Genomic DNA, 19,002 nt, shown 5'->3' on the forward strand with positions numbered 1-19,002 from the left:
AAGGATCCATCCTGCGTGAACACCCCGCCCAGAAAGCGCGGAGCAGAGCCTCGCGCTAAGGCGTTCAGCATTTTTACTCTCGTTACGCAGGATCCGACCATGATCGATCTCACCACCTGGAATCTGAGCATTCCCGAAGGCAGTCCCGCCATCACCATCGAAACACCCCGACTGTCGCAGGGATTCAAGGATCAATATTTCCACTCCGACACCGGCACATTGTTCTTCTGGGCCCCAGTGACCGGCGCCAAGACCGCCAACGCCATTTATCCAAGAAGCGAATTGCGGGAAACCTACAGCGACGGAACCCTGCGCAACTGGCTTTACTCAGCGGCGGACAACAAACTGCGCGCCACCTTGGTCGTCAGCCAAGTGCCTAGCACGGGCAAGATCGTGATCGGCCAGATCCATGCAAAAAACAGCACACGCCCTATGGTGAAGCTGGAATACCAATACAAGGCTTACAGCGCCACCGGCAATATCGTCGCCAAAGTCCGTCTGCGCCCCGATGACGAATCGGGCCAGGTCATCACCATCGCCACGGGCGTGAAGCTTGACCGCAGATTCTCCTACCAGATTCACCTGAGCCCCAAGGGCGCGCTGGGCATCAGCGCGGCGGGTTACAACTGGAGAACCACGGTAAGCCCGGACTGGAAGGACAAGCCGTTGTATTTCAAAGCCGGCGTCTACGTGCAGGACAACACCGGCTACATCACTGAAGGTGGAAAAGTGACGTTCAGCATGCTGGAAATCCATCACAACGTTCTATAAGCGCTTCCTGGCGCACAGCAGCAGGGATGCTGCTCCCCTTCGAAACATGACGCGAACAGCCAATGCCATCGCGCCATCGTTCAAAAAAATATTGAGTTGGCCGACTAACGGTCATCCTCCTCGGGCACCAAAGCGGCAAACACCACTCTGACGGACAGTTGACGCCAACCCTCCGCCGGACGGACAGGAAAAATTCCACTTCCGCGTTGATCAGGGCGCGTCATAAAGCGCTGGCTAGAGCCTCCGGCTGGATCTTGCAATATTTTCATTCCGTAGAAAGGGCCCGCACATGGTCGATCTTGCAACCTGGAACCTGAGCATCCCTGAGGGAAGCCCACCCAAAACCATCGAAACGCCTCGATTAGTGGACGGTTTCAAGAACAAATATTTCAACTCTGAAGGCCAGACGGTGTATTTCTGGGCACCGGTCACCGGCGCCAAGACGGAAAACGCCATCTACCCGCGTAGCGAGCTGCGGGAAACCTATAAAGATGGCACCTTGCGCAACTGGCTGTACCCCGACGCCGACAACTATCTGCAGGCGACCCTGGCAGTGAACCAGGTGCCCAGCAGCGGCAAGATCGTGATCGGTCAGATCCACGCCAAGGACAGCAACAAACCCATGCTGAAACTGGAATACCAATACAAGGACGCCAGCAGCACCGGCAACATCGTCGCTAAAGTGCGCATGCGCCCCGATGACGACGACGGCCGGGTCATCACCATTGCCACGGGTGTGAAACTCGATAAGTCCTTCTCTTACAGGATCCACCTTGATCGTACCGGCGACCTGGGCATCACCGCCGCAGGTCGTAGCTGGTACACCACCATGAGCGCCAAATGGAAGGTCAAGCCACTGTATTTCAAGGCTGGCGTGTATGTGCAGGACAATACGGGCTACACCAGCGAAGGCGGGAAAGTGACGTTCAGCAAGCTAGATATAGATCACAACACCTGAACTTTCAGCTCTGAAAATCTCGTAGGAATTCACCCTTTGTGGCGAGGGGATTTATCCCCGCTGGGCTGCGCAGCAGCCCCGTCTTTCGTCAGACCTACCGCACGCGCCAGTTTTGCGGCGGCTGCGCCCCCGAGCGGGAGCAAGCTCCCTCGCCACAGGGGGCCGGTGCGTCCTACAGCTGGATTTTGGCCTCGAAAATCTGCTCTATAGTTCGGTTTCGTCTGCTGGCTTTGGTCAGCGGGCACGGGTTTCGCAGCCCACTGACAAAACAGAGACTTTGCACCGTCAAATGAAAATTCAGGCAAACTCGCCTGCGTTCATTTTATGGCGGTTGCGCGCGGGAGACCTTCGGGTCTGCCGGGTTTGGTCTCTATCTCGGTCTGCGAACCCGCGTGCAACTGCCACCCCATTTGTTTCGCAGCAAGAAGGTGGCAATTTATTTTCTTAAATAGAGCCAAACCTTATGACGACGACTCAAGCAATCAGCCGCTTCACCCCCCTCACTCCAATCGCCACCACCCACCCCATCCTGTTCATCGACAGCACCGCGCCACTGACCGAGCTCCACGCCTGCGCCAGTGAACGCCTGCATGCCACCCTCGATTACCTGACGCTCATGGCCTGCGCCACTTTGCGTGACTCAGCCGCCAATGACTTCAACACCCTCACCAATGTTGCTCGGATCTTGGTCCAGGATGTCACCGATGTGTTTGGTGTCATTGAACAGCGCGGGCTTGAAGGGGAATAAAATACTGCGGGCATATCCATTCCTGCGGTAACGGCCGCTTAGGTTAACGGGGCGCCAAAATCAACGTCCTTTGCGAAGCGGCCTTATAGCCGACCTGTCTCTCCGGCCGTGCCCCGATCCAATTGTGGGAGCAACTGTCTTGGATGGTTTATTTAGCCATCCTTTCCAGGGACAGCGGGGCAGCCAAGCGCTTATTCGCATTTGATAACGAAAAACTCCAGACAAACTCGAAAAACTCTAAAAAACTGTCATTTATTACAGGTCACCTGATCTCCAACTTCTTCCATCATCAAATACAAGCGCGACTATGAGCCTTACAGCGCTTTATCGGAATTTAATATCCAAAATGAAGGGAGTACATAACATGCCACAAACACCAGTCATCCACGGACCTGGCGGCGGCGGAGTAGGCCCGAGCCCCCGGCTCTGGGGAACGGCAGAACCTAACCACTCAGTTGCAATTGTTCAAGCTAATACTGGCGTACTATATGGACAAGGGGTGGCAGGCCCCGATGGGCAGTGGGTTGCCGACATAGATCTCTCGAATACAGACCAGTGGATTACACTTCAAGCTCAGTCCTACGTATCCAAGGGTGATCCAAATTCATACTCAGGTTTTAGCGCACCTGTAAGCTTACAGAAGTAACTTCATCACTGGAGTCATAAAAAACCCGCATCACTGCGGGTTTTTTTAATAACGCGAAAAGCTTAGTTAACCTTATCGTTTAACTCCCCCTTCAAATACCGCTGGCACATAGCTTCCAACGAAATCGGCTTGATCTTCGAAGCAATACCCGCAGCCACAAACGCCTCATAACGAACAATACACACTTCACGCCACTGGCTTGCGCCTGAATCGCGGCGCCACCGCATCATAAAGTGCGGCAAGCCGTCCAGCATCCCACTCAGCCTGCATGCCCTTTAGCAACTCTTCGTCGATACGATGCTTATTGATCGCCAGCGCCTGGTCCATAGCATCGGCGATTCGCTCAATAATCAGTGCGGGTTTATCTACGCCACAATGCTTGCGACCGAACTCGATCAGTTGCTGTCGATCAGGATAAGTCTTCACCTTGTTCATCTTGATCGCCAAAGTCCGATCCACCAACGAGCGGCCAGACTTGGGGTTGTAGTGTTCATACACCGTTGTAGTGGTGACATCAAAAACCGGTGCCAACCGCACGGTTTCCAGTGCGTCGGGATGTGTATAAATAACCCCGAAGTTTTTCAGGTGAGCATCCCCATTACGCACCATGACCGAGAGGCACACCGAAGAAAAAAAGCGCTCCAGTTCGCGAACCGGCTCAGCATGCCGGCATACCTGATTCACTACTGCCGCAAGGGTCTCGTAACTTTGGGAATATTTGTAGTTGTCATGGGGGTCTTTGTACAAGCCAAGGAGCACTGCCATGTCTTCAAATCCCAGGCGCCCGGAGGGGGTCAGGTCAAACCGCTCCATTACAAACAACTCACCGTTTTCCGACAACCAGAATGGTGGAGTTTCCAACCCGGCCAAACGAGCTGCTTCCAGACACAGGAATTCATTCTGCGCCAGGTGGGCATACTCCTCGGCGCCAGACTTCACGATCAGATCGGAGCTGAGCATGGTTTTTCGATCGCCCGTCAGCTTATCCAAGTCAGGCACCAGTACCTTGGGTTGGACGCCCGAAATACCAGACTCAAAATAAGTATCAACAAGGAAGTCAAAAACACTTTGTGAAGTATCCGCCGACAGAATGTCCTGCAACCCGACCTGAGCCCGCACAGTCGTCAAGGCCTCGACAGGGTTGACGTAACTGAGTCGACCGATCTGATTACCCCCTATCACCGATAGCAGCCGCATGTCGTCGACCTGCATGTGTCTGGCCATACGACGCTTGATCTGGTCGGCCAGAAACCCCTCGGGCACGTTCATATCAAAGATGGGGTGAAGGACGTTGCTGACTGAAGGCGTAGGGTCATAGGGCATGACCAACGAAACCTCCCGAGGCGCCTCGGCGCTCGCATAGGCGAACGAAAACTGCGAACCTTTGGACAAGTCGCCGCTATAACCTTGCGGTGTCATGACATTGAGCAGCTTGACCTTACTCATCATGCTCTACCAAATCAGCGAGGGATTTGAGGTCAATCCGCTTGTCGACGATTTCCAGCGCCATCCCCAACGCCGATACGACTCGAAACAGGGTGTACACGGCCACGTTTTCACCGGCCTCTAGATCGATGATCGTTTTGCGGCCGCAGTTGGCTTTCTCAGCGAGCTGCCGTTGGGTATAACCCTTCGCACGGCGTAGTGCACGCATCCTCTCGCCAAGAACTGAAGGGTTTAGAATCAGCACAATGTCACCTATATCGGACTTTTTAGTTTTAAAATCTAATTATGTCCTTTATAGAGGACATTTCAAGCGCATTGTGCCTGCCAATCTCCACGGTCAATTCCACGCACAAAAAAACCCGCATCGCTGCGGGTTTTTTTTGACGCTTGAGCCTTAGTTCACCTTGGCGTTCAATTCACCCTTCAAATACCGCTGATACATAGCCTCCAGAGAGATTGGCTTGATCTTGGAAGCATTACCCGCAGTACCAAAAGCTTCGTAACGCGCAATGCACACATCACGCATGGCGGTCACAGTGGCACCGAAGAACTTACGCGGATCAAACTCACTCGGGTTGGTCGCCATCAAACGACGCATGGCACCGGTAGAGGCCAGGCGCAGGTCGGTGTCGATGTTGACCTTGCGCACGCCGTACTTGATACCTTCAACGATTTCTTCAACCGGTACGCCGTAGGTTTCTTTGATGTCACCGCCGTACTGGTTGATAATCGCCAGCCACTCTTGCGGCACCGAGGAAGAACCGTGCATCACCAAGTGAGTGTTGGGGATGCGCTTGTGGATTTCCTTGATGCGGTCGATGGCCAGCACGTCGCCGGTCGGTGGCTTGGTGAACTTGTAGGCGCCGTGGCTGGTACCGATGGCGATGGCCAAGGCGTCGACCTGGGTCTTCTTGACGAAGTCCGCGGCTTCTTCCGGGTCGGTCAGCATCTGGCTGTGATCCAGCACGCCCTCGGCGCCGATGCCGTCTTCTTCGCCGGCCATGCCGGTTTCCAGCGAGCCCAAGCAACCGAGTTCGCCTTCCACCGAGACGCCGCAGGCATGGGCCATGGCGACGGTCTGCTGAGTGACGCGCACGTTGTATTCGTAGTCAGTCGGAGTCTTGCCGTCTTCGCCCAGGGAGCCGTCCATCATGACCGAGCTGAAGCCCAGCTGGATGGAGCGCTGGCAGACGTCAGGGCTGGTGCCGTGGTCCTGGTGCATGCACACCGGGATGTGCGGGAATTCTTCGATGGCAGCCAGGATCAGGTGACGCAGGAACGGCGCGCCGGCGTATTTGCGGGCGCCGGCCGAGGCCTGGACGATCACCGGGGAGTCAGTCTTGTCAGCGGCTTCCATGATGGCGCGCATCTGCTCAAGGTTGTTGACGTTAAAGGCTGGGACGCCGTAGCCGAACTCGGCTGCGTGGTCCAGCATCTGACGCATGCTGATAAGTGCCATTAGTGTGTCTCTCCCGGTCGAGGGTCGTTAATCGTGCCAGCCTGCCGGAGCGGCGGCGGCTATTCAAGTCATTGCAGGTCGGAGGGTGGCCCCGGCCTGTGTGTTCGGTGAAACAAAATCTCGAAACTGTAGAGGGCCCTGTGGGAGCGGGCTTGCTCGCGAATACGGTTTCACATTCAGCAGATATGCAAGCTGACCCGCCGCATTCGCGAGCAAGCCCGCTCCCACACTGGACCTCTGTGGATCAGTTGGCCTTGCAACCCCGGCCAATCAAGTCATTGGTGGCGACCCAGTACACCAGGCCTTCCTCACCTTTGACGTGTAACGCCAGCATGTCGTCGCTGTACAGCGTACCCGATGCGCCCGGCTCTTCCTTCAGGTGATAGACCTGCTCGGCACCGCCGAGGCGAACGTCGACTTCCTTGCGGGTGTCATCGGTATAACGCCAGAGTACTTTGGCCTGGCTGTCGCAGGTCCAGGTGGTCCAGCCTTCTACTACAGGCTCGGACGAACGAAACCGATCCAACTGTGCGCAACCGGCCAGCAACGCCAACACCACAACGGCGATAAAGCCTTTCATCCGTGTTCCTCGACTGACGGCGCAAGCCGCCAGCCATGAGTTAATGAGTCAGACCCGTCAAGGACAACCATGTTCCTTGGCCGGGACCTGCGTCTCGTATTTGTCCAGGCCGTCCGGCCCGGAACGCTTGTTGAGCACCGGGTTGGTCTCGGCCTGCCACTCGGCCTGGTAGCAGCCGGTTTTTGGTTCGCTGGGAGCGACTGCTTCCGGTGCGGCTTGCGGGTGGCTCCCGCAAGCCGCCAGGGAGGCGGTCAGCAACAAAAGCGCCAACGTCTTGACCATCTCAACACTCCTTTGCCGGGTCAACGCAACCTCAGGCTTTGGCCCGGCTTTCCAGGACTTCCACGGCTGGCAATACTTTGCCTTCGACGAATTCGAGAAACGCACCGCCGCCGGTAGAAATGTAGGAGATCTGCTCAGCCACGCCATATTTGTCGATGGCCGCCAGGGTGTCGCCGCCGCCAGCGATGGAGAATGCGTCACTCTCGGCGATGGCCTGGGCCAGCACTTTGGTGCCGTTGCCGAACTGGTCGAACTCGAACACACCCACCGGACCATTCCACAGGATAGTCTTGGAAGATTTCAACAGTTCGGCGAAGTTGGCTGCGGTTTGCGGGCCGATGTCGAGGATCATGTCGTCTTCGGCCACGTCAGCGATCAGCTTGACGGTGGCGGTGGCGCTTTCGGCGAACTCCTTGGCAACCACTACGTCCACCGGTAACGGCACGCTGACCTTGGCGGCGATTTCCCGGGCGGTGTCCAGCAGGTCCGGTTCGTACAGGGATTTGCCGACCGGGTGACCGGCAGCAGCCAGGAAAGTGTTGGCAATACCGCCGCCGACGATCAACTGGTTGCACACCTGGCTCAGGCTGTTGAGCACGTCGAGCTTGGTGGACACCTTGGAACCGGCCACGATGGCGGCCATCGGCTGGGCCGGGGAGCCCAAGGCCTTGCCCAGTGCGTCCAGTTCGGCGGCCAGCAGCGGGCCAGCAGCGGCCACTTTGGCGAACTTCGCCACGCCATGGGTCGACCCTTCAGCGCGGTGAGCGGTACCGAACGCGTCCATCACAAAGACGTCGCACAAGGCAGCGTATTGCTGGGCCAGTTCGTCAGCGTTCTTTTTCTCGCCTTTATTGAAGCGCACGTTTTCGAACAGCACGACATCGCCGGCCTTCACGTCCACACCGCCCAGGTAGTCAGCCACCAGCGGTACGTCACGGCCCAGGGCTTTGCTCAGGTAAGCGGCGACCGGCTTGAGGCTGTTTTCCGCCGAGTATTCGCCTTCGGTCGGACGACCCAAATGCGAGCAAACCATCACGGCCGCGCCTTTTTCCAGGGCCAGCTTGATGGTCGGCAGCGAAGCCAGGATGCGCGCGTCGCTGGTGACAACACCGTCCTTGACGGGAACGTTGAGGTCTTCGCGGATCAGTACGCGCTTACCTTGCAGATCGAGGTCGGACATCTTCAACACGGTCATGGGTCGCAATTCCTGGGTAACTGTTTTAGTGAGCAGGTTTTTTTGAATCAGGTAACTGAGAAACAGAAAGCGAAGTCGCTGCTTGCAGATAATGTTCAGCGACATCCAGCATTCGGTTGGCAAAACCCCATTCATTGTCGAACCAGGCCAGGATGTTCACGAGCCGCGGCCCGGAAACCCGGGTCTGGCTGGCATCGACAATGGCCGAATGAGGGTCATGGTTAAAATCACAACTGGCGTGAGGCAACTCGGTGTAGGCCAGCAGGCCTTCGAGCGGGCCGCTGGTGGCGGCTTCGCGCAGAATCCGGTTGACCTCGGTGGCGTCGGTATCGCTCACGGTCTGCATCGTAATGTCGAGGCAGGACACGTTGACCGTCGGCACCCGCACGGCTTTGGCCTGAATTCGCCCCGCAAGTTCCGGCAGCAGCCGTTCAATGCCGCGCGCCAGACCAGTGGACACCGGAATCACCGACTGGAACGCCGAACGGGTCCGACGCAGGTCTTCATGGTGATAGGCGTCGATCACTGGCTGGTCATTCATCGCCGAGTGAATGGTGGTGATCGACACGTACTCCAGGCCAATGGCCTGGTCCAGCAGGCGCAACAGCGGCACGCCGCAGTTGGTGGTGCAGGAAGCGTTGGACACTAGCAGCTCATCGCCGGCCAGGCAGTTCTGGTTGACGCCGTAGACAATGGTAGCGTCCACATCCGCTTCGCTGGCCATTGGCTGGGAGAACAACACCCGCGGCGCGCCGGCCGCAATGAAGCGCTGGCCATCTTCACGGGTGTGGTAGGCGCCGGAGCATTCAAGCACCAGGTCGACACCCAAGGACGCCCAATCGATACCTTCGGGGGTGGCACTGCGCAGGACTTTCACGCAATCGCCATTAATGTGCAGACAATCGCCCTCGACCCGCACCTCGCCCGGAAAGCGGCCGTGGGTGGAGTCAAAGCGTGTCAGGTATTCAATGCTGGCCATGTCGGCCAGATCGTTGATGGCCACAATCTCGAACCCGGCCTTGGCCCCTCGCTCGAACAACGCACGCAAGACGCAACGACCAATCCGGCCGTAGCCGTTGAGTGCAACTTTGTAGGGACGCGGTTGGGGCATGGGGTTCTCGATTACCGTGGTGAGCCTTCAGTCCAGTATTGCCTGAACCATCGCCTTCGCGAGCAAGCCCGCTCCCACATGGGATTGCGTTCCAATGTGGGAGCGGGCTTGCTCGCGAAGGCGGCAGCTCAAACGACGCGACTTCGGATCAGTCTTCCAACAGCTCTTCAGCCTGACCCAGGATGTTTTCCAGGGTAAAGCCGAACTCCTCGAACAACGCCGGCGCAGGCGCCGATTCGCCGTAGGTGGTCATGCCGATCACGCGACCTTCCAGGCCCACGTACTTGTACCAGTAATCGGCGTGAGCAGCTTCGATGGCGATCCGGGCGCTGACCTGCAGTGGCAATACCGCCTGCTTGTAGCCTGCGTCCTGGGCGTCGAACACGCTGGTGCACGGCATGGACACCACGCGTACGTTGCGGCCCTGGGCTGTCAGTTTGTCGTAGGCCTGAACGGCCAGGCCAACTTCGGAGCCGGTGGCGATCAGGATCAACTCAGGTTCGCCAATGCAGTCCTTGAGCACATAGCCGCCGCGGGTGATGTCGCCAATCTGGTCGGCATCGCGGTTCTGGTGCTGCAGGTTCTGACGGGAGAAGATCAGCGCCGATGGACCGTCGTTACGCTCAATGGCGTATTTCCAGGCCACGGCCGATTCCACGGCGTCGCATGGGCGCCAGGTGTCCAGGTTCGGCGTGCAGCGCAGGCTCGCCAGTTGCTCGATCGGCTGGTGAGTCGGGCCGTCTTCGCCCAGACCGATGGAGTCGTGGGTGAACACATACAGCACGCGCTTCTTCATCAGGGCCGACATGCGCACTGCGTTGCGGGCGTATTCCATGAACATCAGGAAGGTAGCGCCGTAAGGCACCAGGCCGCCGTGCAGAGCCACGCCGTTCATGATCGCGCTCATGCCGAACTCGCGAACGCCGTAATACATGTAGTTGCCGCTGGCATCTTCGGCGCTGACGCCTTTGCAGCCCTTCCACAAGGTCAGGTTGGAACCGGCCAGGTCGGCCGAACCGCCCAGCAGCTCCGGCAACAGCGGGCCAAAAGCGTTGAGGGTGTTCTGACTGGCCTTGCGGCTGGCAATGGTTTCGCCCTTGGCGGCGACTTCAGCGATATAAGCCGAGGCCTTTTCAGCGAAGTCGGCAGGCAGCTCGCCGCTGAGGCGACGGACCAGTTCATTGGCCAGCTCAGGGAACTCGGCGGAATAGGCGGCAAAGCGCTGGTCCCACTCGGCTTCGGCGGCACGGCCTTTTTCCTTGGCGTCCCACTCGGCATAGATGTCGGCCGGGATTTCGAACGGACCGTGTTCCCACTTCAACGCAGCGCGGGTCAGGGCGATTTCCTCGGCACCCAGTGGCGCGCCGTGGCAGTCTTCCTTGCCTTGCTTGTTGGGCGAACCGAAACCGATGGTGGTCTTGCAGCAGATCAGGGTCGGCTGGGCGCTCTTGCGCGCCGTTTCGATGGCGGTCTTGATCTCTTCCGGGTCATGGCCGTCGACATTGCGGATGACCAGCCAGTTGTAGGCTTCGAAGCGCTTGGGGGTGTCGTCGGTGAACCAGCCTTCGACTTCGCCGTCGATGGAGATGCCGTTGTCATCGTAGAAAGCGATCAGCTTGTTCAGGCCCAAGGTGCCGGCCAGGGAGGCGACTTCGTGGGAAATGCCTTCCATCATGCAGCCATCACCCAGGAACGCGTAGGTGTGGTGATCGACAACGTTGTGGCCGGGGCGGTTGAACTGCGCCGCCAGGACTTTTTCCGCCAGGGCAAAGCCCACGGCGTTGGCCAGGCCCTGGCCCAATGGACCGGTGGTGGTTTCCACGCCGGGGGTGTAGCCATATTCCGGGTGGCCTGGAGTGCGGCTGTGCAACTGGCGGAAATTCTTCAGGTCATCGATCGACAGGTCATAACCGGTCAGGTGCAGCAACGAATAGATCAACATCGAGCCGTGGCCGTTGGACAGCACGAAGCGGTCACGGTCGGCAAACGACGGGTTGCTCGGGTTGTGCTTGAGGTAGTCGCGCCAAAGCACCTCGGCGATATCCGCCATACCCATAGGGGCACCGGGATGGCCGCTGTTGGCTTTTTGCACGGCATCCATGCTGAGTGCACGGATGGCATTGGCACGCTCACGACGGCTGGGCATCGCTGATCTCCTGGGTTTTGAATGGTGAAACCGAAAAAAGGCGAGCATTTTCCCTCACCCACCCGCCCCGGGGCAATGACAGATAGTCATCCAGGGGCTTTTTTCCGGTGGATAAAGTCGCATTCGCCAGGTGAAACCTTTCCGCTGATGGGGGTGTAGAGTCCAGCGCGGCTTTGGAAGTGCCATTTATCGAGCAATATCAAAACTTTTTGATATTGACCTTGCGGTGATCCATACCCCTCACTAGACTGCCGTCCTATGAATTTACGCGTGCCTTCCATTCGCCATGACGATTGCGATGAGCTGGCGGCCCTTTGCAAGGCCGGCGGCGATCCGCTGCGGCTCAATGTATTGCGTGCCCTGACCAACGACTCGTTCGGCGTGCTGGAATTGGCGCAGATCTTCGGCATTGGTCAATCGGGCATGAGTCACCACCTCAAGGTCCTGGCCCAGGCCGACCTGGTGGCGACCCGCCGTGAAGGCAATGCGATTTTTTACCGCCGCGCCCTGCCCCATACCGATCTGCTGGGCGGCAAGCTGCATGCCGCGTTGCTCGAAGAGGTGGACGAGCTGGACCTGCCGGCAGACGTGCAGGCCCGCATTGCCCAGGTACACGGGCAGCGGGCCGCCGCCAGCCAGGATTTTTTCGCCCGGGTGGCCGAGAAGTTTCGCGCCCAGCAGGACCTGATTGCCGGGCTGGCGCAGTACCGTGAAAGCGTCGTGGCGCTGCTCGACAAACTGGGCTTCGAGCCCACCGCCACGGCCATTGAAGTCGGCCCTGGCGACGGCGCGTTTCTGCCGGAACTGGCCCGGCGTTTCAGCCAGGTGACGGCGCTGGACAACAGCCCGGCCATGCTCGAGCTGGCACGCCAGGTGTGCGAACGTGAAACACTGGCTAATGTCAGCCTGCAACTGGCCGATGCCTTGAATGGTGTGAGCCTGCAGGCCGATTGCGTTGTATTGAACATGGTGCTTCACCATTTCGCCGCGCCGGCCGATGCGCTCAAGCACATGGCCGACTTGCTGCAACCGGGCGGTAGCTTGTTAGTGACAGAGTTATGCAGCCACAACCAGAGTTGGGCCAAGGAGGCCTGCGGTGATCTCTGGCTGGGGTTCGAACAGGACGATCTGGCCCGTTGGGCCACCGCTGCGGGCCTCGTGCCCGGGGAAAGCCTCTATGTGGGCTTACGTAATGGTTTCCAGATTCAGGTCCGCCATTTTCAGCGACCGGCTGGCGACACTCACCATCGGTAACTTGTAGGAAAACATCGAGATGAGCGAATACTCCCTTTTCACCTCCGAGTCCGTGTCTGAAGGGCATCCGGACAAAATCGCCGACCAGATTTCTGATGCGGTGCTGGACGCCATCATTGCTGAAGACAAGTTCGCCCGCGTGGCGTGCGAAACTCTGGTGAAAACGGGCGTGGCAATCATCGCTGGCGAAGTCACCACTTCAGCCTGGGTCGACCTGGAACAGATCGTCCGTGACGTCATCCTGGGCATTGGCTACAACAGCTCCGACGTCGGCTTCGATGGCGCGACCTGCGGCGTGATGAACATCATTGGCAAACAGTCCCCCGACATCAACCAGGGTGTTGACCGTGCCAAGCCTGAAGACCAGGGTGCCGGCGACCAGGGCCTGATGTTCGGCTACGCCAGCAACGAAACCGACGTGCTGATGCCGGCACCGATCACCTTCTCGCACCAGTTGGTTCAACGCCAGGCCGAAGCCCGCAAATCCGGCCTGCTGCCTTGGCTGCGCCCGGATGCCAAGTCCCAGGTGACGTGCCGTTACGAAGGCGGCAAGGTTGTCGGTATCGATGCCGTCGTACTGTCGACCCAGCACAACCCTGAAGTGTCCTACAAAGACCTGCGCGAAGGCGTAATGGAGCTGATCGTCAAGCATGTACTGCCTGCCGAGTTGCTGTCCAAGGACACCCAGTTCCACATCAACCCGACTGGCCAGTTCATCATCGGTGGCCCGGTGGGCGACTGCGGCCTGACCGGTCGCAAGATCATCGTCGACAGCTACGGCGGCATGGCCCGTCACGGCGGTGGTGCGTTCTCCGGCAAGGATCCATCCAAGGTTGACCGTTCGGCGGCTTACGCCGGTCGTTATGTGGCCAAGAACATCGTGGCCGCCGGCCTGGCCGAGCGCTGCGAGATCCAGGTTTCCTACGCCATCGGCGTCGCCCAGCCTACCTCGATCTCGCTGAACACCTTCGGCACCGGCAAGATCGGCGATGACAAGATCATCAAGCTGGTTCGTGAAGTGTTCGACCTGCGTCCGTACGCCATCACCACCATGCTCGACCTGCTGCACCCGATGTACCAGGACACTGCTGCCTACGGCCACTTCGGTCGCACGCCGCAAACCAAGACGGTCGGTGACGACACCTTCACCACCTTCACCTGGGAAAAAACCGACCGCGCCGACGCCCTGCGCGCCGCTGCCGGCCTGTAACACCCGCTGCTACGAAAAGCCCCTGGCGACCCAGTCGCCAGGGGCTTTTTTATCAAAAAATTAAAGTCAGGCACCGCTCCTGTGGCGAGGGGATTTATCCCCGCTGGGCTGCGAAGCGGCCCCCCAATCAGTTGCCTCGGTGTGTCCGGTTAACCATGCTTGACCATTTTGGGGCTGCTGCGCAGCCCAGCGGGGATAAATCCCCTCGCCACAAGTCCACCCTCTCCCAGGCACCAATAGAACCATCGAACTCAAGATCGTCGCGCCACCAGCAAAAACGAAGCCGCACTGGCCAGCAGCCCCGCACACAGGCGATTGAACAGACGTTTGCCGCTCGGCCGGGCAAACAGCCGCCGCGCATAAATCCCCATGTAGCAATACAACCCGATGGCGATGCACTCCAGCGCCAGGAACAGGCCGCCCAGCACGGCGAACTGCTGGGTGACAGTGCTGGCGCGGTCGACAAACTGCGGCAGAAAGGCGGTGAACAACAGGATTGCTTTCGGGTTGCCGATCGCCACCAGAAACTCCTGGCGCGCCAGGCGAGTTACGCTCATCGAAGTGACCGCCGCTTCAGCGCCGGCTTCTGGCTGCGCCCGCCACAATTGCACGGCGAGATAGAACAGATAAGCGGCCCCCACGAACTTGATCCCCAGGAACAACAGCTCCGAGGTATGCAGCACAGCCGTCAGCCCCACCGCTGCCAGGGCAATCATGAGTGCAAACGCCAGCAACCGGCCAATGCCACCGCTGCACGCCCGGACGAAGCCATAACGCGAGGCGTTGCTGATGGACAGCAGGTTATTCGGCCCCGGTGCCATGTTCAGCGCGAAGCAGGCCGGGATGAAAACAGCGAGGGTCGTCAGGTCCATAGGGATGCACGCCTGGCAGAGCGGATCGAGCACCCATTCTGCGCTCGCCCCTGATGGGTTCAAGGCACAGTTGCGCAACCAAATCACCCTGCACTGTACCGCCACGACTTCGCCATCGGCCCCTGCAAAATCCGGTAACGCTCCCAGCCTCGCAGCTTCTGAGGCAGTGACTAGCCTTCAAGCACACCACCCAGCAAGGATGCTTCGATGCTGCCGCTATCACGCCTATGGGCCTGCTTCATATTCATCACTTCTCCCGTCATCGCCGCGTCTTGTCCCGACTGGCCCCTCGGACGCGCCCAGGCAGAAATCACCGCCCTGCAACAGCGAATCGACGCGTGGGATGACAGCTATCACCGCCTCGGCCAATCACTGGTAGCCGATGAGCTCTACGATCAGTCCCGCATCCAACTGAGTCAGTGGCGCGACTGCTTTGGTCTTGAGGCGCCAAATCTCCCCTTGCGCACAGCGAGTGGGAAAGTGCCACTCCCCGTCGCACACACGGGCCTGGACAAACTCAAGGATGCCGACGCCGTCAAGGCGTGGTTAAAAGGCCGGGAAGACCTCTGGGTCCAACCGAAAGTCGATGGCGTGGCCGTGACCTTGATCTATCGCGGAGGGCGCCTGCATCAGGCGATCAGCCGCGGTGATGGTGTCCGAGGGCAAGACTGGACCTGGGCCGCGCACAAGATCAACGCCATCCCGCAACGGCTGCATCAGCCGTTGGACCTGGTCGTTCAAGGTGAGCTGTACTGGCGGCTGATTGCCCACGTCCAGGCCCGCAACGGCAGTCTCAATGCCCGGGCGACCGTGGCGGGGCTGATGGCGCGCACGAATTTGACCGCGCAGGAGGGGGCGGACATCGGTCTGTTTGTCTGGGACTGGCCTGACGGACCGGCCACGCTGCCCGAACGGGAGGCGACCCTGAAAGCGCTGGGTTTTGCCGACACCACCGGCTACAGCCAACCCGTCCAGGCATTGGCCGACGTCAAGCAGTGGCGCGACCACTGGTATCGCACGCCACTGCCTTTGCCAGCGATGGCGTCGTCCTGCGCCAAAGCCGCCGCCCACCTGCTGACCGCTGGCGGGCCCGGGCGCCGTTCTGGAGCGTGGCCTGGAAATACCCCTATGCCCAGGCCCTGGCCGAGGTGCGCCACGTGCGCTTCAAGATCGGTCGGACCGGGCGCATCACGCCCGTGCTGGAACTTGAACCTGCGATGCTCGACGACCGACGAATCCGCCGCGTGAGCGTCAGCTCCCTCAAACGCTGGGAGCAAATGGACATCCGTCCTGGCGACCGGGTCGCCATCAGCCTGGCTGGGCTGACCATTCCACGCCTGGACAGCGTCGTGCTGCGCAGTGTCGAGCGCCAGGCCGTGAACGCCCCGGCGGCGGCCGACTATCACTTTTTAAGTTGCTGGCAGCCGACACCCGGCTGCGAAAGCCAGTTTCTGGCGCGCCTGGGCTGGCTCAGCGGCAAGCACGGATTAGCCCTGCCCCATGTCGGCCCGGGCACCTGGGAAAAACTCCTGGCGGCCGGTCGACTCAATGGTTTGCTGGATTGGATGACCCTTGATGCCGACGAGCTTGCTAACATTGCCGGCTTCGGCGAACGCAGCAGCGCCCGCTTGCTCGACAGCCTGCACAGCGCCCGGCAACTTCCTTTTGGGCAGTGGCTCAAGGCCCTTGGCCTGCCACCCACCGGCGAGGTCCGGCTGGAGGGGCCATGGCAGGTGCTTGCCGAGCGCGACATCGAACATTGGCAAGCCGAAGCCGGTATCGGCCCGGGACGCGCTGCGCAACTGAGGGCTTTTTTTCGCGACCCACAGGTGCTGGCGTTGAGTGAAGTACTGAAGGGTGCCGGGGTCGACGGTTTTTAATCCAGGTCCCACAGTTGAACCCAAGGGGTAAACGTGCGCTCCAACAGCGCATCTATACCAACCGTTCGCGAGTTTTCACGGAGTTGCTATGAATTTTCTGTCCCCTATCGCACTGCTGACGCTATGCAGCGCCATGGCCGCCCCCCTGACGGCAGCCGAGCAAACACCGGAGCTCACCGGCTGCGCAGCCAAGCGCCAGGGCATCATCAATCAAATCGAGCTGGCCAAGTCCCGCGGCAACAAGGACCAGCAAGCCGGCCTGGAAACAGCATTAAGCCAGGTCACCACCCATTGCACCGACGCCTCCCTGCGCAAAGAACGTGAAAACAAGGTCCTTGAAGCCAAGCACGAAGTCAGCCAGCGTCAGGCCGACCTGGAAAAGGCCATGAAAAAAGGCGACGCGCAGCGAATCAACAAACGCAAGGACAAACTGGCGGCTTCTCGCAAAGAATTGCAGGAAGCGGTGGATGAGCTGGATAAGTAAGCGGCAGCGACAAGTTTTAAGCCGCAAGCCTAAAGCCCCACACTTGCAGCTTGCAGCTAAAAAACTTGCAGCCGCTCCTACTCAATAATCCCGAAACTCTTTATGGCAGGCGCTGCACGCATCCTCTACCTTCTGCACCGCAGGCCCCAGGTTGCTGGCCCTGTAGGGCTGGACCTTGCTGACGGTTACCAACTCACCGGTGGCCGCTTCAAGGCTGCGGACCAGTTCCTGGAAACGCGCCTGTTTTTGCCAGACCTCATCCCGGGCACTGGTGTGGTCTTCTTCACGCACTTGCGGGAAATGCTTCCACGGCTCGCGGGACAGTTGATCAAGTTGCACCGCGCCCTCGGCAAAGCGCGGGCCGTCGAACGGGATACGACCGCGCAGCATGCCACCGAGCTCTTCGTTGGTCTTGAGCATCTGCTTGAAGATCGCTTTGCGTTGGCCCAGCGGGGAACTGGGATCGACACCGCCACAGGCGGACAACATCAGGCAGGCCAGCACGGCCATGGAAAATCGTTTTACAAACATCTTGGCCTCGGAGCAGGAAACGGCGGTTAGTATCCTCGGGTCATCGGCAAAGACCAATAGCCCTATTATCAATACGGGTTGTCTGGACGCCTGGAGCGTTCGAACGACCGGCAAGGAAATCTCATGCACAGTTTCAAGACCTGGCACAAAGGCCTGGCGCTGACCCTACCGCTTATCGCGCTGCTGGCCGGCTGCAACCGCGGCGACAAAGCCGAAGAGCCCAAGACCCACGCCGTCGCCACGTATGTCAGCGCACCGTGGGAAGCCTTGCCATCGGTGTCCGATGAAGACCTGCTGGCGGGCTTTGGCTCCTGGCGTAGCGCCTGCACCCGGCTCAAGGCCGATACGGTGTGGGGCGCCACCTGCGCGGCGGCGGCCAATGTGCCGCTGACCGCCGTGGATGTGCGCAACTTTCTGAAGCAGAACCTGGATGTCTATGGCCTGCGCTCGGGTGACAACAGCCCCAACGGTCTGATTACCGGTTACTACGAGCCGGTCTACCCCGGCAGCCTCACCCAGACGGCCACCGCCAACATCCCGGTGTACGGGGTGCCGGAAGACATGATCATCGTGTCGCTGGACAGTATCTACCCCGAGCTCAAGGGCAAGCGCCTGCGCGGTCGCCTCGAAGGCCGAGTGCTCAAGCCCTACGACGACGCGGCCACCATCGAAACCAACGGGGTGAAGGCACCGGTGATCGCCTGGCTGACAGACCCGATGAACCTGCAATTCCTGCAGATCCAGGGCTCGGGCCGGATTCGACTTGATGACGGCCGCCAGTTGCGCATCGGCTATGCCGACCAGAACGGCCACCCCTACCGGCCCATCGGGCGCTGGCTGGTCGAACAGGGCGAACTGAAGAAAGAAGAGGTGACCATGGGCACCATCAGTGCCTGGGCAAAAGCCAACCCGAACCGGATTCCCGAGTTACTGGGCAGCAACCCCAGCTACGTGTTTTTCAACCGTAACCCGGACAGCAACGAAGGGCCGCGGGGCTCACTGAATGTGCCGCTGACCGCCGGCTACAGCGTGGCGGTGGATCGCAAGGTGATTCCCCTGGGAAGCCTGCTGTGGTTATCCACCACCCGCCCTGACGGCAGTGCATTGAACCGGCCGGTCGCGGCCCAGGACACCGGCGGCGCAATTGCCGGCGAAGTACGGGCAGACCTGTTCTGGGGCACCGGTGAAGCAGCGGGAAACCTGGCTGGGGATATGAAGCAACAGGGACAGATCTGGATGCTGTGGCCCAAGGGCATGGCATTACCGCAGGTGCCGCAGGTTGCCAATACGGTCACCGCCAATCCTTGAGAAATGGATTGAGGGTACTGGCCCCCTCGCGAGCAGGCTCGCACACAGGGGGATGGGGTAAGTCGCAGATATTGCCGTCACGCAGTTCTTATGTGGGAGCGGGCTTGCTCGCGAAAGCGGT

The 19,002-nt window shown here is 59.5% G+C and carries 17 protein-coding genes and 2 pseudogenes; 8 read left to right on the top strand and 11 right to left on the bottom strand.

The window, feature by feature from the left end; genetic code table 11:
* Window positions 1-99 precede the first annotated feature (99 nt).
* The 3 genes from AAIS01_RS16595 to AAIS01_RS16605 all read left to right on the top strand — a co-directional run bounded on the left by AAIS01_RS16595 (window position 100) and on the right by AAIS01_RS16605 (window position 2,477).
* Entirely contained in the window at window positions 100-771 is a 672-nt protein-coding gene (locus tag AAIS01_RS16595) for a polysaccharide lyase family 7 protein (RefSeq protein WP_343469807.1), read from the top strand.
* A gap of 289 nt (window positions 772-1,060) precedes the next feature.
* Entirely contained in the window at window positions 1,061-1,729 is a 669-nt protein-coding gene (locus AAIS01_RS16600) for a polysaccharide lyase family 7 protein (RefSeq protein ID WP_343469808.1), read from the top strand.
* 463 nt (window positions 1,730-2,192) lie between these two features.
* The gene (locus AAIS01_RS16605; RefSeq protein ID WP_343469809.1) at window positions 2,193-2,477 is read left to right on the top strand and encodes a fructose-bisphosphate aldolase; all 285 of its coding nucleotides are present in this window, start codon (window positions 2,193-2,195) and stop codon (window positions 2,475-2,477) included.
* Between the two features lie 708 nt (window positions 2,478-3,185).
* On the opposite strand, the pseudogene AAIS01_RS16610 reads toward AAIS01_RS16605, so the two are convergent.
* The 9 genes and pseudogenes from AAIS01_RS16610 to tkt all read right to left on the bottom strand — a co-directional run.
* Window positions 3,186-3,314 (bottom strand): annotated as a pseudogene (locus AAIS01_RS16610) (class II fructose-bisphosphate aldolase); the annotation flags it as partial.
* Window positions 3,310-4,569 carry a type II toxin-antitoxin system HipA family toxin gene (locus AAIS01_RS16615; RefSeq protein WP_343469810.1) on the bottom strand — a complete coding sequence of 420 codons (1,260 nt, stop codon included), beginning with the start codon at window positions 4,567-4,569 and terminating at the stop codon, window positions 3,310-3,312. The pseudogene AAIS01_RS16610 and the gene AAIS01_RS16615, both read right to left, overlap by 5 nt.
* Entirely contained in the window at window positions 4,562-4,813 is a 252-nt protein-coding gene (locus AAIS01_RS16620; RefSeq protein ID WP_343469811.1) for a helix-turn-helix transcriptional regulator, read from the bottom strand. The genes AAIS01_RS16615 and AAIS01_RS16620 overlap by 8 nt, the downstream gene beginning before the upstream one ends.
* A 150-nt stretch (window positions 4,814-4,963) precedes the next feature.
* Complete coding sequence (fba, locus tag AAIS01_RS16625; RefSeq protein WP_003177554.1) at window positions 4,964-6,028, bottom strand: class II fructose-bisphosphate aldolase; 1,065 nt, start codon at window positions 6,026-6,028, stop codon at window positions 4,964-4,966.
* Between the two features lie 244 nt (window positions 6,029-6,272).
* Window positions 6,273-6,608: an MliC family protein gene (locus AAIS01_RS16630; RefSeq protein ID WP_343469812.1), complete on the bottom strand. Its 336-nt coding sequence runs from the start codon at window positions 6,606-6,608 to the stop codon at window positions 6,273-6,275.
* A gap of 57 nt (window positions 6,609-6,665) precedes the next feature.
* The gene (locus AAIS01_RS16635) at window positions 6,666-6,890 is read right to left on the bottom strand and encodes a hypothetical protein (RefSeq protein WP_343469813.1); all 225 of its coding nucleotides are present in this window, start codon (window positions 6,888-6,890) and stop codon (window positions 6,666-6,668) included.
* A 31-nt stretch (window positions 6,891-6,921) separates the two neighbouring features.
* Window positions 6,922-8,085, bottom strand: coding sequence for a phosphoglycerate kinase (locus AAIS01_RS16640; protein ID WP_343469814.1), 1,164 nt, complete (start codon window positions 8,083-8,085; stop codon window positions 6,922-6,924).
* 25 nt (window positions 8,086-8,110) lie between these two features.
* Complete coding sequence (gene epd / locus AAIS01_RS16645) at window positions 8,111-9,196, bottom strand: erythrose-4-phosphate dehydrogenase (RefSeq protein WP_343469815.1); 1,086 nt, start codon at window positions 9,194-9,196, stop codon at window positions 8,111-8,113.
* Window positions 9,197-9,344: 148 nt separating this feature from the next.
* Entirely contained in the window at window positions 9,345-11,342 is a 1,998-nt protein-coding gene (gene tkt / locus AAIS01_RS16650; RefSeq protein ID WP_343469816.1) for a transketolase, read from the bottom strand.
* A gap of 258 nt (window positions 11,343-11,600) precedes the next feature.
* Here tkt and AAIS01_RS16655 point away from each other — a divergent pair, with 258 nt between their 5' ends.
* Complete coding sequence (locus AAIS01_RS16655) at window positions 11,601-12,596, top strand: ArsR/SmtB family transcription factor (RefSeq protein ID WP_343469817.1); 996 nt, start codon at window positions 11,601-11,603, stop codon at window positions 12,594-12,596.
* Window positions 12,597-12,615: 19 nt separating this feature from the next.
* Window positions 12,616-13,806 (top strand): methionine adenosyltransferase, encoded by a 1,191-nt coding sequence (metK, locus tag AAIS01_RS16660; protein ID WP_047230414.1) that lies wholly within the window; start codon window positions 12,616-12,618, stop codon window positions 13,804-13,806.
* 251 nt (window positions 13,807-14,057) lie between these two features.
* Here metK and AAIS01_RS16665 read toward each other — a convergent pair whose 3' ends face one another.
* Entirely contained in the window at window positions 14,058-14,678 is a 621-nt protein-coding gene (locus AAIS01_RS16665; RefSeq protein WP_092401590.1) for a LysE family translocator, read from the bottom strand.
* A gap of 207 nt (window positions 14,679-14,885) precedes the next feature.
* Here AAIS01_RS16665 and ligB point away from each other — a divergent pair.
* Together ligB and AAIS01_RS16675 are read left to right on the top strand one after the other, a co-directional pair.
* A pseudogene (gene ligB / locus AAIS01_RS16670) lies at window positions 14,886-16,558 on the top strand (NAD-dependent DNA ligase LigB).
* An 88-nt stretch (window positions 16,559-16,646) separates the two neighbouring features.
* Window positions 16,647-17,042, top strand: coding sequence for a DUF1090 domain-containing protein (locus tag AAIS01_RS16675; protein ID WP_343469818.1), 396 nt, complete (start codon window positions 16,647-16,649; stop codon window positions 17,040-17,042).
* An 81-nt stretch (window positions 17,043-17,123) separates the two neighbouring features.
* Here the strand turns inward: AAIS01_RS16675 and AAIS01_RS16680 are convergent, their stop codons facing one another.
* Window positions 17,124-17,573, bottom strand: a complete 450-nt coding sequence (locus AAIS01_RS16680) for a c-type cytochrome (protein ID WP_343469819.1) — start codon at window positions 17,571-17,573, stop codon at window positions 17,124-17,126.
* Between the two features lie 123 nt (window positions 17,574-17,696).
* On the opposite strand from AAIS01_RS16680, the gene mltA reads away from it, so the two are divergent.
* Window positions 17,697-18,881 (top strand): murein transglycosylase A, encoded by a 1,185-nt coding sequence (mltA, locus tag AAIS01_RS16685; RefSeq protein ID WP_343469820.1) that lies wholly within the window; start codon window positions 17,697-17,699, stop codon window positions 18,879-18,881.
* Window positions 18,882-19,002 lie beyond the last annotated feature (121 nt).

This window comes from Pseudomonas halotolerans (assembly GCF_039581215.1).
In the GTDB taxonomy this organism is placed as follows: Bacteria; Pseudomonadota; Gammaproteobacteria; order Pseudomonadales; family Pseudomonadaceae; genus Aquipseudomonas; species Aquipseudomonas tehranensis.

Bases quoted from the DNA above. Each gene is read 5' to 3' on its own strand.
- AAIS01_RS16595 (WP_343469807.1), top strand. From the start codon at position 100: ATGATCGATCTCACCACCTGGAATCTGAGCATTCCCGAAGGCAGTCCC.
- epd (WP_343469815.1), bottom strand. From the start codon at position 9,196: ATGCCCCAACCGCGTCCCTACAAAGTTGCACTCAACGGCTACGGCCGG.
- AAIS01_RS16600 (WP_343469808.1), top strand. From the start codon at position 1,061: ATGGTCGATCTTGCAACCTGGAACCTGAGCATCCCTGAGGGAAGCCCA.
- AAIS01_RS16640 (WP_343469814.1), bottom strand. From the start codon at position 8,085: ATGACCGTGTTGAAGATGTCCGACCTCGATCTGCAAGGTAAGCGCGTA.
- AAIS01_RS16605 (WP_343469809.1), top strand. From the start codon at position 2,193: ATGACGACGACTCAAGCAATCAGCCGCTTCACCCCCCTCACTCCAATC.
- AAIS01_RS16630 (WP_343469812.1), bottom strand. From the start codon at position 6,608: ATGAAAGGCTTTATCGCCGTTGTGGTGTTGGCGTTGCTGGCCGGTTGC.
- AAIS01_RS16655 (WP_343469817.1), top strand. From the start codon at position 11,601: ATGAATTTACGCGTGCCTTCCATTCGCCATGACGATTGCGATGAGCTG.
- AAIS01_RS16675 (WP_343469818.1), top strand. From the start codon at position 16,647: ATGAATTTTCTGTCCCCTATCGCACTGCTGACGCTATGCAGCGCCATG.
- tkt (WP_343469816.1), bottom strand. From the start codon at position 11,342: ATGCCCAGCCGTCGTGAGCGTGCCAATGCCATCCGTGCACTCAGCATG.
- fba (WP_003177554.1), bottom strand. From the start codon at position 6,028: ATGGCACTTATCAGCATGCGTCAGATGCTGGACCACGCAGCCGAGTTC.
- AAIS01_RS16680 (WP_343469819.1), bottom strand. From the start codon at position 17,573: ATGTTTGTAAAACGATTTTCCATGGCCGTGCTGGCCTGCCTGATGTTG.
- AAIS01_RS16615 (WP_343469810.1), bottom strand. From the start codon at position 4,569: ATGAGTAAGGTCAAGCTGCTCAATGTCATGACACCGCAAGGTTATAGC.
- AAIS01_RS16665 (WP_092401590.1), bottom strand. From the start codon at position 14,678: ATGGACCTGACGACCCTCGCTGTTTTCATCCCGGCCTGCTTCGCGCTG.
- metK (WP_047230414.1), top strand. From the start codon at position 12,616: ATGAGCGAATACTCCCTTTTCACCTCCGAGTCCGTGTCTGAAGGGCAT.
- mltA (WP_343469820.1), top strand. From the start codon at position 17,697: ATGCACAGTTTCAAGACCTGGCACAAAGGCCTGGCGCTGACCCTACCG.
- AAIS01_RS16635 (WP_343469813.1), bottom strand. From the start codon at position 6,890: ATGGTCAAGACGTTGGCGCTTTTGTTGCTGACCGCCTCCCTGGCGGCT.